Source organism: Streptomyces sp. NPDC037273, from assembly GCF_055603625.1.
Genome location: NZ_JBVJVO010000007.1, coordinates 105,183 through 117,605 on the forward strand (window position 1 = coordinate 105,183; position 12,423 = coordinate 117,605).

15 protein-coding genes are annotated in these 12,423 nt (G+C 72.3%); 10 read left to right on the forward strand and 5 right to left on the reverse strand.

Annotated elements, in window-relative coordinates; translation table 11 throughout:
- Positions 1-27: 27 nt before the first annotated feature.
- From ACZ7G1_RS20135 to recO, 3 genes are all read right to left on the reverse strand, one after another.
- A complete protein-coding gene (locus ACZ7G1_RS20135; RefSeq protein WP_470873140.1) occupies positions 28-852 on the reverse strand; it encodes an isoprenyl transferase in 825 nt (274 codons plus the stop codon).
- A 75-nt stretch (positions 853-927) separates the two neighbouring features.
- On the reverse strand, positions 928-2,364 hold the full coding sequence (locus tag ACZ7G1_RS20140; RefSeq protein WP_470873138.1) for a RodZ domain-containing protein: 1,437 nt from the start codon (positions 2,362-2,364) through the stop codon (positions 928-930).
- Positions 2,365-2,495: 131 nt separating this feature from the next.
- The gene (recO, locus tag ACZ7G1_RS20145; protein WP_470873136.1) at positions 2,496-3,245 is read right to left on the reverse strand and encodes a DNA repair protein RecO; all 750 of its coding nucleotides are present in this window, start codon (positions 3,243-3,245) and stop codon (positions 2,496-2,498) included.
- A gap of 155 nt (positions 3,246-3,400) precedes the next feature.
- Here recO and ACZ7G1_RS20150 point away from each other — a divergent pair, with 155 nt between their 5' ends.
- Together ACZ7G1_RS20150 and ACZ7G1_RS20155 are read left to right on the forward strand one after the other, a co-directional pair.
- A complete protein-coding gene (locus tag ACZ7G1_RS20150) occupies positions 3,401-3,874 on the forward strand; it encodes a carboxymuconolactone decarboxylase family protein (RefSeq protein ID WP_470873134.1) in 474 nt (157 codons plus the stop codon).
- 100 nt (positions 3,875-3,974) lie between these two features.
- Positions 3,975-4,937 (forward strand): RNA polymerase sigma-70 factor, encoded by a 963-nt coding sequence (locus ACZ7G1_RS20155; RefSeq protein WP_470873132.1) that lies wholly within the window; start codon positions 3,975-3,977, stop codon positions 4,935-4,937.
- Positions 4,938-5,017: 80 nt separating this feature from the next.
- Here the strand turns inward: ACZ7G1_RS20155 and ACZ7G1_RS20160 are convergent, their stop codons facing one another.
- Together ACZ7G1_RS20160 and ACZ7G1_RS20165 are read right to left on the reverse strand one after the other, a co-directional pair.
- The gene (locus tag ACZ7G1_RS20160) at positions 5,018-5,233 is read right to left on the reverse strand and encodes a hypothetical protein (RefSeq protein WP_470873130.1); all 216 of its coding nucleotides are present in this window, start codon (positions 5,231-5,233) and stop codon (positions 5,018-5,020) included.
- On the reverse strand, positions 5,230-5,451 hold the full coding sequence (locus ACZ7G1_RS20165) for a hypothetical protein (RefSeq protein ID WP_470873128.1): 222 nt from the start codon (positions 5,449-5,451) through the stop codon (positions 5,230-5,232). The genes ACZ7G1_RS20160 and ACZ7G1_RS20165 overlap by 4 nt, the downstream gene beginning before the upstream one ends.
- Positions 5,452-5,583: 132 nt before the next feature.
- On the opposite strand from ACZ7G1_RS20165, the gene ACZ7G1_RS20170 reads away from it, so the two are divergent.
- From ACZ7G1_RS20170 to ACZ7G1_RS20205, 8 genes are all read left to right on the forward strand, one after another.
- On the forward strand, positions 5,584-6,417 hold the full coding sequence (locus ACZ7G1_RS20170) for a helix-turn-helix domain-containing protein (RefSeq protein ID WP_470873127.1): 834 nt from the start codon (positions 5,584-5,586) through the stop codon (positions 6,415-6,417).
- Positions 6,399-6,668, forward strand: coding sequence for a DUF397 domain-containing protein (locus tag ACZ7G1_RS20175; RefSeq protein ID WP_470873125.1), 270 nt, complete (start codon positions 6,399-6,401; stop codon positions 6,666-6,668). The genes ACZ7G1_RS20170 and ACZ7G1_RS20175 overlap by 19 nt, the downstream gene beginning before the upstream one ends.
- Positions 6,665-6,955 carry a hypothetical protein gene (locus ACZ7G1_RS20180; RefSeq protein ID WP_470873123.1) on the forward strand — a complete coding sequence of 97 codons (291 nt, stop codon included), beginning with the start codon at positions 6,665-6,667 and terminating at the stop codon, positions 6,953-6,955. Before ACZ7G1_RS20175 ends, ACZ7G1_RS20180 begins: the two co-directional genes overlap by 4 nt.
- Positions 6,952-7,176, forward strand: a complete 225-nt coding sequence (locus ACZ7G1_RS20185; RefSeq protein ID WP_470873121.1) for a hypothetical protein — start codon at positions 6,952-6,954, stop codon at positions 7,174-7,176. The genes ACZ7G1_RS20180 and ACZ7G1_RS20185 overlap by 4 nt, the downstream gene beginning before the upstream one ends.
- 24 nt (positions 7,177-7,200) lie before the next feature.
- Positions 7,201-8,004 carry a hypothetical protein gene (locus ACZ7G1_RS20190; protein ID WP_470873119.1) on the forward strand — a complete coding sequence of 268 codons (804 nt, stop codon included), beginning with the start codon at positions 7,201-7,203 and terminating at the stop codon, positions 8,002-8,004.
- Between the two features lie 98 nt (positions 8,005-8,102).
- The gene (locus ACZ7G1_RS20195; RefSeq protein WP_470873117.1) at positions 8,103-8,915 is read left to right on the forward strand and encodes a hypothetical protein; all 813 of its coding nucleotides are present in this window, start codon (positions 8,103-8,105) and stop codon (positions 8,913-8,915) included.
- A gap of 160 nt (positions 8,916-9,075) precedes the next feature.
- Positions 9,076-10,446 carry an FAD-dependent oxidoreductase gene (locus tag ACZ7G1_RS20200; RefSeq protein WP_470873115.1) on the forward strand — a complete coding sequence of 457 codons (1,371 nt, stop codon included), beginning with the start codon at positions 9,076-9,078 and terminating at the stop codon, positions 10,444-10,446.
- 60 nt (positions 10,447-10,506) lie between these two features.
- Positions 10,507-12,312 carry a helix-turn-helix transcriptional regulator gene (locus ACZ7G1_RS20205; protein WP_470873114.1) on the forward strand — a complete coding sequence of 602 codons (1,806 nt, stop codon included), beginning with the start codon at positions 10,507-10,509 and terminating at the stop codon, positions 12,310-12,312.
- Positions 12,313-12,423 lie beyond the last annotated feature (111 nt).

Sequence of the window (12,423 nt, forward strand, 5' to 3'; positions counted from 1 at the left end):
CCCCGGCCCCCAGCCCCCGGTCCCGGCTCAGGCCTTGTCGAGGACGGCCAGGTCCGCCGGGTCGACGCCGCCGAAGCGGCGGTCGCGCTGGGCGTACTCGACGCAGGCGCGCCACAGGTCGCGGCGGTCGAAGTCGGGCCACAGGACGTCCTGGAAGACCATCTCGGCGTACGCGCTCTGCCAGATCAGGTAGTTGGAGGTGCGCTGCTCGCCGCTGGGCCGCAGGAAGAGGTCGACGTCCGGCATGTCCGGGTAGTACAGGTACTTCTGGATCGTCTTCTCGGTGATCTTCGACGGGTCGAGCCTGCCGGCCTTCACGTCCTCCGCGAGCGCCTGCGCGGCGTCCGTCAGCTCCGCGCGGCCGCCGTAGTTCATGCAGAAGTAGAGCGTGAGCTTCGTGTTGTCCTTGGTCTGCTCCTGCGCGACCTGGAGCTCCTTCGCCACCGACTTCCACAGCTTCGGCATCCGGCCGACCCAGCGGACCCGGATGCCGAGCTCGTCGAGCTGGTCGCGGGTCTTGCGGATGAAGTCGCGGTTGAAGTTCATGAGGAAGCGCACCTCCTCGGGCGAGCGCTTCCAGTTCTCGGTGGAGAAGGCGTACAGCGAGATCGCGCCGACGCCCATCTCGATCGCGCCCTGGAGCACGTCGAGCACCTGCTCGGCGCCCACCTTGTGACCCTCGGTGCGCGGCAGACCGCGCTCCTTCGCCCAGCGGCCGTTGCCGTCCATGACGATCGCCACGTGCTCCGGCACGAGCTCGGACTGGAGCTTCGGCGGACGCGCGCCGGACGGGTGCGGCTCGGGGGTCCGGTATTCCCGGCGCTGGCGCCCGAGGAGTCGTGCGATGGCCATGGCGATGGATCTCCTAAGAGGTGGTGCCGTACTTCACGCGTAGTCGAGTTTCCCACGGCGGCCGAGCCGCCCTTCCTAGTCGCCCCTGCCGTAGCGGAGGCGTTCGACCTCACCGGGCTGGAACTCGTCCTCGACCTGCTTGCCGTTCACGACGAGCCGGACGGCACCGGCGTTGCCCAGGACCAGGTCGATCTCGTCCCCGTCCGTGAACGTCCTGGTCTCGCCGGCCTCCAGCAGCCCCTCGTACAGCAGGTCGCCGTTCCGGCCCTTCGCCGACACCCAGCTCCTCTCCCCCTCGCCGGTCACGACGACGGTCACCCGGTCCTTCGGCGCCGCGCTGTTCGCCGGGGGCGAGGTCGGCGGCGATGACGGTGGCGTGGACGCCGATGTGGACGACCCTGAGTGCGTCGCGGTGACCTTCGGGGCCGCGCCCTTCTTCTCGTCCCCCAGCCACGAGTAGGCGAGAAGGCCACCCCCGAGCGCGCCCACCACGGCGACGGCCACGATCACCCGGGTGACGACCGGCGACCTGCCCGAGGCCCCGGCCGGAACGGGCCCCGCCCGTCCGGGGGCGGTGAGCGTGCGAGCGGCGGGATCCGGTACGGGGACGGGGCTCGGGGCCGGGCTCGGGGCCGAGACCGGGGTCCCGCTCGCTGCCGGGCTCGGAGCCGGGACCGCGCCCGCGTCCGGGACCGTGGCCGGGCCCACGGCCGGGACCGCGTCCGGCTTGAGGGCGTGCAGGAGCGTCTCGGGGGTGGGGCGGTCGGCCGGGTCCTTGGAGAGGCAGGCGGCGACCAGGGGCCGAAGATCCGCCGGGAGGGCGGAGACGTCGGCGGGCTCGTGCACCGACCGGTACATCAGGCCCATGGGCGTGCCCTCGCCGAAGGCACGGCCTCCGGCGGCGGCGACGAGGACGGCGCCGAGCGCGAAGACGTCGGCGGCGCCGCCGACCTCGTCGCCCTGTGCCTGTTCGGGCGCGAGGTAGCCGGGGGTGCCGAAGGCCGCGCCGGTGGCGGTGAGCCGGGTGGACTCGACGGCCCGTGCGATGCCGAAGTCGAGGACGCGGGGTCCGTCGTCGGCCATGATGATGTTGCCGGGCTTGAGGTCCCGGTGGACGAGCCCGCAGGCGTGGACGGCTTGGAGCGCCTCGGCGAGGGCCGCGCCGAGGGACCTCAACCGCGCCTCGTCCATGGGGCCTTGGCGTTCGACGAGCTCGGCGAGGGTGGGCCCGGGGACGTAGGCGGTGGCCAGCCAGGGCACGTCTGCGTCGGGGTCGGCGTCCACGACGGGGGCGGTGTGGAAACCGCCGACCCTGCGGGCCGCCTCCACCTCCGCGCGGAACCGTCTGCGGAAGTGCGGGTCGGCCGCGAGTTCCGGGCGGGCCACTTTGACCGCGACGGGCCGGCCGCCCGGCGACCGGGCGAGGTAGACCGTCCCCATGCCGCCCGAGCCGAGCGCGCGCTCGACCTCGTAGACACCGATCCGCCGCGGCAGGTCCGCGCCGTTGCCCATCGTCCGCACTCCTCCCCCGCGCACGGTGGTCGCCCGTGCGTGACACCGTCGAGCAGCGTAGACGACGACACCGCGGCCGGACCGTGGACCGGAGGCGTCCGGCCTCCGCCACGCGCCGTGGACCGGAGACGTCAGCCCTTCTCCACGTACCGCAGGGAGCGCAGGCCGCGCTCCAGGTGCCAGTGCAGATAGGCGGAGACGAGTCCGCTGCCCTCCCTGACGTGACGGGGCTCGCACGCGTCCGCCGTCGCCCAGTCGCCGGTGAGGAGGGCGCTGAGCAGGCCGATGGCCTCGGCGGAGGGTACGACGCTGCCGGGCACCCGGCAGTCGCCGCAGATGACTCCGCCCGCCGCGACCGAGAAGAACCGGTTGGGGCCGTGGATGCCGCACTTCGCGCAGTCCTCGAAGCTGGGCGCGTAGCCGTTCACGGCGAGGGAGCGGAGGAGGAAGGCGTCGAGGATGAGGTGCGGCGCGTGCTCGCCCCTGGCGAGCGTCCGCAGACCGCCCACGAGCAGCAGGTACTGCTGCACGGCGGGCTCGCCCTCGTGGTCGGTGAACCGTTCCGCCGTCTCCAGCATGGCCGTGCCCGCGGTGTACCGCGCGTAGTCGGTGACGATGCCGGAGCCGTACGCGGCGATGGTCTCGCTCTGCGTGCAGAGCGGCAGCCCGCGTCCGACCAGCTCACTCCCCCGGGCGAAGAACTGCACGTCCACGTGCGAGAAGGGTTCGAGCCGCGCCCCGAACTTCGACTTCGTCCGCCGCACCCCGCGCGCCACCGCGCGCACCCGTCCGTGACCGCGGGTGAGGAGCGTGATGATGCGGTCCGCTTCACCCAGCTTCTGGGTGCGCAGCACGATGCCGTCGTCGCGGAACAGACTCATGCGCCCCATTCTCCCGTACGGCACCGACAGCCGGGCCCGCGACGGACGACCACCCCTTCAGGTGACGCGGGTCACATCCGGCCGTGTCACAGGGCTCAGGGCCATCTCGTCTCAGGGGTTGTAAGCAGCGAGCGACACCCACGAAGGAGCACCCCATGGACGCGCGACTCAACCTCTTCGCCAGCCCCGTCGCCGGCAAGGCCTTCAAGCACCTCCTGGCGGCGGGCAAGGCGGTCAAGGAGTCGACCGTGCCGGCCGCGACCCAGGAGCTGGTCGCGCTCCGCGTCAGCCAGATCAACGGCTGCGCCGTCTGCATCGACATGCACACCAAGGAGGCCGCGCACGCCGGCGAGACCGCGGTGCGCATCAATCTGGTGGCGGCCTGGCGCGAGGCCACCGTCTACACCGAGGCCGAGCGCGCCGCGCTCGAACTCGCCGAGGAGGGCACCCGTACCGCCGACGCCGCCGGTGGCGTCAGCGACGAGGTCTGGGAGCGGGCCGCCCTCCACTACGACGAGGACCAGCTCATGGCACTCGTCCTCCACATCGGCTTCATGAACCTCGCCAACCGCCTCAACGCGATCACCCGCCAGCCCGCCGGCGACTACGTGCCCGGCCAGTTCCACTGACAGCGCCCACGCATCTGGATGATCATGGTGCGTCCGCGTCACCCGGCGCGGACGCGGACGCACCGTAACGGCAGCGGGGAAACGGGGAGAGGAAGCCGAAATGAGCGAGGACGACGTCACGAGCAAGGCCGAGGAGAAGGCCGAGGAGTTCGAAGAGCTGCGCCCGCTGCTCTTCTCCATCGCCTACCGCATCCTGGGCAGCGTCAGCGAGGCCGAGGACGCCGTGCAGGAGACCTGGCTCCGCTTCGACGCCTCCCCCACCCGCCCCACCTCCACCAAGGCCTTCCTCTCCACCACCATCACCCGCCTCTCCATCGACGTCCTCCGCTCCGCCCGCGTCCGCCGCGAGGAGTACGTCGGCCCCTGGTTCCCCGAACCCCTCCTCAACGACCCCTACCAGGACCCGGTCCGCTCGGTGGAACTCGCCGACTCCGTCTCCATGGCCGCGCTCCTCCTCCTCGAACGCCTCAGCCCCCTCGAACGGGCCGTCTTCCTCCTCCGCGAGGTCTTCGCCTTCGACTTCGAGGACATCGCCGCCGCCGTCGACCGCTCCGAGGCCGCCTGCCGTCAGCTCCTCGTCCGCGCCCGCCGCCACATGCACGAGGGCCGCCCCCGCTTCGAAGCCGACCGCCAGGAACGCCAGGAACTCGCCGAGCGCTTCTTCGGCGCCCTCCAGACCGGCGACGTAGGCGGGCTCCAGGCCCTCCTCTCCGCCGACGTCCAGCTCGTCGGCGACGGCGGCGGCAAGGCCCCCAACCTCGCCCGCACCATCCACGGCGCCGACAACGTCTCCCGCCTCCTCGGCGCCACCTTCCCCTCGCTCCTCGCCCTCGGCATCACCTCCGAGCTCCGCGAGATCAACGGCCAGCCCGGCGCCATCTACCGCGACGCCCACGGCCGCGTCCTCCAGGCGATCGTCCTCGACGTCCTCGACGGCCACATCCAGACCATCCGCGCCGTCCTCAACCCCGACAAGCTCGCCCACCTCGGCCCCGTCGCCGACGCCTGGGCCATCACCCGCGAAATCCACCAGCTCCGCCGCGACACCCGCCCCTCCTCCTGACCCCCGCCGCCCCGCACGAGAACGGGCCGGTACGCACAGTGCGTACCGGCCCGTTCCGTTTCCCGTGGGTACGGTCCCCCTCAGGGCACCTCTCCCCTGCTCCGCGCGTTCGCGTGCGCCGTCGCCGCGCTCAGCCGCTCCGACGACGTCGCCTCCCTCACCTCCCCCGGCTCCACGTCCCACTCCCGCCCGCCCCCCAGCGGCCGGACCTGGACGTACGGCCCCTCGTGCCCCATCACCCTCCCCACCCTCCCCGTGCGGATCTCCACGACATACGACCCGATGGGCAGCGTCACGTTCGACTCTCCTCCCTCGGCAGTACGGCGGCCGCGAGCAGCCGAGCCGTTTCCACCGTGCAACAACCCAATTCCACGAGCGGCCTCGGCGGCTCGGCCGCGAGCGTGACGACGTCGAGCCCCAGCGACGGCAACCTGATTCCTGCCCTCGCCAACGCCTCGCGCAATTCCGCCACCGCCTCCCGTGCGGCTCCGACTGCCCCCGTGGTCGTCTTCATGATGTCTTCCTTCACCAACGTATGCCTTTCTGAATCCATTTCCCGCTTCGCCTCTCCAGGGTGCGGGCAGATCCGTAGAATCGGCAGACTCGCAGGCCATACAACTGCGGCGTAGGGTTGGGGAGTTAAGCCATGGCCAAGACCAGGCGCAACGAGGCATGGGAGTACTTCGGCGAGGTCCTGAAGGAACACCGGGAGACCGCCGGACTCACACAGACCGAGCTGGGCGACCGAGTGTTCGTTTCAGGCGCCTATATCGGACTGTTCGAGCAGGGAATTCGAAAGCCACAGCTGGACGTGGCGAAGCGGATCGACACCGCCCTACAAACCGGTGGTTTTTTCGAACGAACGGTACGGCAACTCATCAACAAGTCGCCGTACGCCTCCTATTTCCATGAGGTGGCGGAGCTGGAGGCGCTGGCGACGCGGATCTGCGAGTTCGCACCGACGGTGATCCCGGGCTTGCTGCAGACCGCCGCGTACGCCCGCGCCGTGACCCTGGCCGCCAACCCCTTCGCGGCGGAGGAGTACATAGAGGAGAAGGTCACCTCACGGATGGACCGCGCGAAGATCCTCACGGACGCTACAAGGCCCGAGTATTGGGTGATCCTGCACGAGAACGCGGTCCTCGTCCCCGTCGGCGGCGCCGAGGTCATGGCCGCCCAACTCGACCGCATCGTGTCGCTGATCCGGCAGCGCTGCGTCCTGGTGAGCGTCGTGCCCCGCTCCGCCGGAGCACACGCCTCCATGAACGGCATGCTGCAGCTCATGGAGTTCGATGACCAGCCGCCAACGGCCTATACAGAGACCTCGTTTTCGGGGACTTTGCTCGACGATCCGGCGGTGGTGAAGCGCGCACAGCGCGCCTACGATCTGCTCAGGGTCGCCACCTTGTCGCCGGAGGCGTCCCTGGCCCTGCTCGAATCGGCGGCGGAGGACTTCAGACGATGCGCGCGTACGACCTGAACAACGCCCACTGGTTCAAGAGCTCCTACAGCAACGGCGAGGGCGGCAGCTGCGTCGAAGTCTCCTACGACTTCACCGGCGCCGCCTGGCGCAAGAGCTCCTACAGCAACGGCGAGGGCGGCAACTGCGTCGAGGTCTCCCCCGACTTCCCCGGCATCGTCCCCGTCCGCGACAGCAAGGTCACCGACGGCCCCGTCCTGGTCGTCGCCGCCGCGGCCTGGTCGGCGTTTGTCACCGGCATCTCGGCGTGACACCTGCCAGAACCGTCCTGGCCGTCCTCGCGGTCGTCGTCGCACTCAGCGCGACGGCCGGAGCGGCCGGCGGATGGCCGTACGCGGGACTGGCCCTCGCCCCCATGCCCTTCGCCGCCCTAGGCGCCGCGATCGCGGGCTTCCTCGGCCGCGGCCTGTACGAGCAGTGGGCGTACGCCAAGCGTGGGGGCACGGTCGTGGCGGAGTTCTCGCACTACGACAGCAACAGCAGGGTGTACCGCGAGGGGATCGGACTCCGCTTCATGGCCCAGGCGTTCACCGGATGACGCGTCCCCTGGAGGAGCGCGCGAGCCGCCTGGTGGCGCTGCTGAAGCGGACGTGCGTGGACTGGGCCGTCTTCGTCTGCATGGTCGTGACCGCGGCCAGGTGCAAGAGCCCGATCGCGACCGGTCTCTGCGCGGTCTTCGCCCTCGCGGTGGCGGTCGTCGCCGCCCGCGCGACCTGGCAGGTGGCGAAGTCGACCGGCACCGGTCCGAAGCGCTCGTGACCTGCGCCGCCTACGATCACCCGCATGCCGACCTCGCCCTCGCTGCCCACTCTCGTCCTGCGCGGCCGTGACGGCGCCGTACTCCGTTGCGGGGAAGGCGCGGTGACGCTTCGCCGGGCGGGGACGGAGTACGCGATACCGCTGGCGGCGATAGGGCGGGTCCGGGCGGAGAGGCGGACGGTCGAGATCGCGCTCAGCGCGCCCGAAGGGGCGGAGCCGACGGCGTACCGGGTGGCGGACGTGAGCGAGGCGGCCGCGACGGCGTTCGCGGAGGCCGTGAACGGCGCGCTGCCCGAGCGGACGGGAGGGGCGGTCGACGGGGCCGCGCTCGTCATCACCCGCGTCGCCGAGGCGCCGGGCATGGGCCGGCGGAAGGCGGTCGTGCTGGGGGCGGCCGTGCCGGTCGTGGCCCTGGACGTGTTCGTCGGGGTGGCGGGCCGTGGGGAGTACGCGGTGATGTTCGGGCTCGCGGTCCTGGTGGTCGCCGTCGGCGGGTTCCTGGTGGGGGTCGTGGGGCGGGGGCTGTACCGGATGTGGTGGCTGCCGAGGCACGGGATCACGGTGGTGGCGGAGCTTTCGCATCACACGAACAGCACGCGGGTGTACCGGTACGAGGACATGGCGGGGAACGGCCACACGTACACGGACCCGGTGGGCGGGGAGCGGATCGAGCTGGCCTACGACCCGCGTGACCCGGGGGTGGCGATCCGGCCGGAGGGGCTGTACGTGCGCTGCATGATGGCGCTGATGACGGTGGTCGGCTGCGGTCTGGTGGGCGGCGGGGTGTACGGGGCCGGGCTGCTGGTCGTCAGGACCCTGGTCGACTGACGGACTGACGGGCTGACGGGCTGACGGGCTGACGGGCCCTGGGGATCCCGTACCGAAAGGGGTTCTCCCGGGCGGGGGCACGGCCCTACGATCGCGCCATGTCGATCATGCCGCCGATACCGGCCCTGCGGGGGCCCGAGGGTACGGGCCTGCGGGCCGAGGGCAGGGCTTTGTGGTTGCGCCGCAGGCACGAGGAGATGCACATCCCGCTGGAGGCGATCGGGGAGGTGCGCGCCGAGGGGCGGGCGGTGGCGATCGAGCTGACGGCGGCGCCGGGGGCGGTGCCGGTGGTGGTGCGGCTGGAGGACGTGGAGGCGGCCGAGGCAGTGGGGTTCGCGGAGGCGGTGAACGCGGTGCTGCCGGAGGAGCGGGAGCAGGTCGACGGGACGCAGCTCACGACGGGGGAACGCCTGGGTGATCTGTACACCGTGGCGCACTTCCGGCGGGTCAAGCGGTGGTCGCTGTACGGGCTGCTGGCGATCGTGGTGCTGTCGGTGCTGGTGAGCGTGACGGGGCATCCGGCGGGCATGGTGGGGATCATTCCGGCGGGGTTGTTCGGGCTGTTCTTCCTGGCGCTGGCGGGGGCGGTCGCGTACATGCCGTACGAGGAGTGGTACCTGCGCAAGCACGGTGTCACGGTCGCGGCGGAGCGGGTGCCGGGCGTTCCCGGGCAGTTCACGTACCCGGATCCGGTGGGGCTGCAGCGCAACGTGAAGAGCTTCGCGCACGCGTGGACGATCGACGTGGCCTACGATCCGCGGGATCCGGGGCGGGTGGTGGTCCTGCGGTCGCGGGCGCGGTGGTGGACGGATGTCGTGCTGATGGGGTCGGGACTGTTCATCGGGTTCCTGGGCGCGGCGGGGGCGGTCGCGGTGGCGGTCCTGGCGCTGCTGGGGGTCGGCGGCCTGTAGCGGGCGGGCGACCTCGGGGCATGGGGCTGCTTATGGAAGTCATAAGTTCGCCTTATGGGCTCATAGACCGGGCCCGGGTACCACTTCGCGCGAAGAATTATTTAGGGTGACCTAAGTGTCGGCGGCTTCGCCGCCACGTCGCTTGCGAAGGGAATCCGTCATGCCCCGCCCCCTCCGGGTCGCGATCGTCGGCGCCGGCCCCGCCGGCATCTACGCCGCCGATGCGCTGCTGAAGTCCGACGCCGCCGCCGAGCCGGGCGTGTCCATCGACATCTTCGAGCGGATGCCCGCCCCCTTCGGCCTGATCCGCTACGGCGTGGCGCCTGACCACCCGCGCATCAAGGGCATCATCACCGCGCTGCACCAGGTGCTCGACAAGCCGCAGGTCCGCCTCTTCGGCAACGTGAACTACGGCACCGACGTGCACCTCGACGACCTGCGCTCGTTCTACGACGCGGTGGTCTTCTCCACCGGCGCGATGTTCGACCGCGAGCTCCGGATACCCGGCGTCGAGCTGGACGGCTCGTACGGCGCGGCGGACTTCGCGTCCTGGTACGACGGGCACCCGGACGTCCCGCGCACCTGGCCGCTGGAGGCCGAGAAGGTCGCCGTCCTGGGCGTCGGCAACGTGGCGCTCGACATCGCCCGCATCCTCGCGAAGACGGCGGACGAGCTGCTGCCGACCGAGATCCCGGCCAACGTCTACGAGGGCCTGAAGGCCAACAAGGCGCTCGAAGTGCACGTCTTCGGCCGTCGTGGCCCCGCGCAGGCGAAGTTCAGCCCGATGGAGCTGCGCGAGCTCGACCACTCGCCGAACATCGAGGTCATCGTCAACCCCGAGGACATCGACTACGACGAGGGCTCGATCGCCGAGCGCCGCAAGAACAAGCAGACCGACATGGTCGCCAAGACCCTGGAGAACTGGGCGATCCGCGACATCGGCGACCGCCCGCACAAGCTCTTCCTGCACTTCTTCGAGTCGCCCGTCGAGATCCTCGGCGAGGACGGCAAGGTCGTGGGCCTGCGCACCGAGCGCACCGAGCTCGACGGCACCGGCAACGTCAAGGGCACCGGCGCCACCACCGACTGGGACGTCTCCGCCGTCTACCGCGCGGTCGGCTACCTCTCCGACGAGCTCCCGAAGATCCCGTGGGACACCACCACCGGCACCATCCCCGACCAGGGCGGCCGCGTGATCGAGGAGTCCGGCGAGCACATGGCCTCCACGTACTGCACCGGCTGGATCCGGCGCGGCCCGGTCGGCCTCATCGGCCACACCAAGGGCGACGCCAACGAGACCGTCGCCAACCTCCTGGACGACTTCGCCAGCGGCCGTCTGCTCACCCCCGAGACCCCCGAGACGGACGCCATCGTGTCCTTCCTCGAGGGCAAGGGCCTCACCTACACGACGTGGGAGGGCTGGTACGCCCTGGACGCGGCCGAGAAGGCGCTGGGCGAGCCCCAGGGCCGCGAGCGCGTGAAGATCGTCGAGCGCGAGGACATGCTGCGCGCGAGCGGCGCGATCCAGTAGCCACGAGGCCCTCGCCTCTTCCCGGTCCTACCCTGAAAGGACCGGGAAGAGGTGAGGGCCATGTCCGCACCCACGACGCACACGGCCACGGGCGCCATGGCGGCCACCGGCGCCCGGACCGCCGCCACCGCGTCCGCCGTGGCCGACGCGGTCGAGCGGGCCCGCGCGGCCGCCGGGCGGGAGTCCTGGGCGGAGGCGTACGCGCTGCTGCGCGCCCACGACCGGCACCCCTCGCGCGCGCTGACCGCCGACGACCTGTCCGTGCTCGCCGACGCCGCCTGGTGGTCGGGGCACGTCGACGAGTCGGTCACCGCACGGCTCCGCGCGCACGCCGCCTACCTCGCGGCCGGGGACCACAGGGGCGCCGGGCTCGCCTCCTGGTGGCTGTTCTTCGAGTACCGCTCCCTGGGACGGCCCGCGGCGGCGGCCGGCTGGCTGCACCGGGCGAGGCACCACCTCGAAGACCTGCCGCCGTGCCCCGAGCAGTGCTTCCTGGCCTGGACGGACTCCGAGGAGGCCGAGCAGCACGGCGACCGTGCCGCCGCCCTCGCCGCCACCCACCGGATGACCCGCCTCGCCCTGCGTTCCGGCAACCCGGACCTGCTCGCCCTGGCCCGCCAGGCCGAGTCCGCCGTCCTCCTCGCCGGCGGCCGCCGCGCGCAGGCCCTCGCCCTCCTCGACGACGCCATGTGCGCCGTCTCCGCCGGCGAGCTCACGGGCATGTTCACCGGCCTGCTGTACTGCCTCGCCATCACCCAGTGCATGGAGGCCGCCGACTTCGGCCGGGCCGTGGAGTGGACGGACGCGGCGATGGAGTGGTGCGCCCCGCCCTGGTCGGGCCGTACGACGAACGACACGACGGACGACACGACGGACGGCACGGCGAACGGCACGGCGACCGACGCGGCCCCCATGGCCGTCCCCTCCGGGGAGAACCCCTTCCGCGGGGTCTGCCGGGCGCACCGGGTCCAGGTGCTCGACCTCCTCGGCGCCTGGGACCTCGCCGAGGCCGAGGCGCGGCTCGCGTGCCGGGAGGTGCCGGTGGACTGTCTGGAGTCGGCGGCGGCCGCGTACTACGCCGCCGGGGACGTACAGCGGCGGCAGGGGCGGCTGGACGCGGCGGCCGTGTCCTACGCGCACGCGCACGAGCTGGGGCGCATCCCGCAGCCGGGGCTCGCGCTGCTGCGCCTGGCGCAGGGCAGGGCCGACGCGGCGGTCGCGGGCGTCGAGCTCGCGCTCGCCTGCCAGAGCGACCCGCGCCACGACGTCCTGGGCCGCGCCCGCCTGCTCGCCGCCCGCGCGGAGGTGGCGCTCGCCGTCCGGGACGTGCCCGGCGCGACGGAGGCGGCGGCCGGCCTGGACGCGCTCGCCGGGGACGTACCCCTGCTGCGGGCGATGGCCGACACGGCGTACGGCGCGGTCGCCCTCGCCTCCGGCGGAGCCCCGCTGCCCCCGCTGCGCCGGGCGCTCGCCGGCTGGCTCGACCTGCGGGTGCCGTACGAGGCGGCGCAGGTACGGATGCTGCTCGCGGCGGCCTGCCGGGCGGCGGGTGACGAGGAGGCGGCCCGGCTGGAGCTGGCGGCCGCGCGGGCGGTTTTCGAGCGGCTCGGCGCGGTGCCGGACGCCCGGCGCGCGGCGGCGCTGCTCTCCGGCGGCAAGCGGCGGCGGCTGCCGGGCGGTCTGACGGCCCGCGAGGCGGAGGTCCTGCGGCTGGTCGCCACCGGCGGCACCAACCGGGACATCGCGCGGACCCTGGTGATCAGCGAGCACACGGTCTCCCGCCACCTGAACAACATCTTCGCCAAGCTCGGCGTCGGCTCCCGCGCCGCCGCCACGGCGTACGCCTACGCCCACGACCTGGTCTGACCGGGCCGGCCGTCCTCGGAACGTGGTGCGAACGGCCCATCCCGCGCACCACCGCTTCCATGGGCGGTTCGGGCGATGTGCGGCAGGGTCCCCCGGGGCTAGACCGGAGGC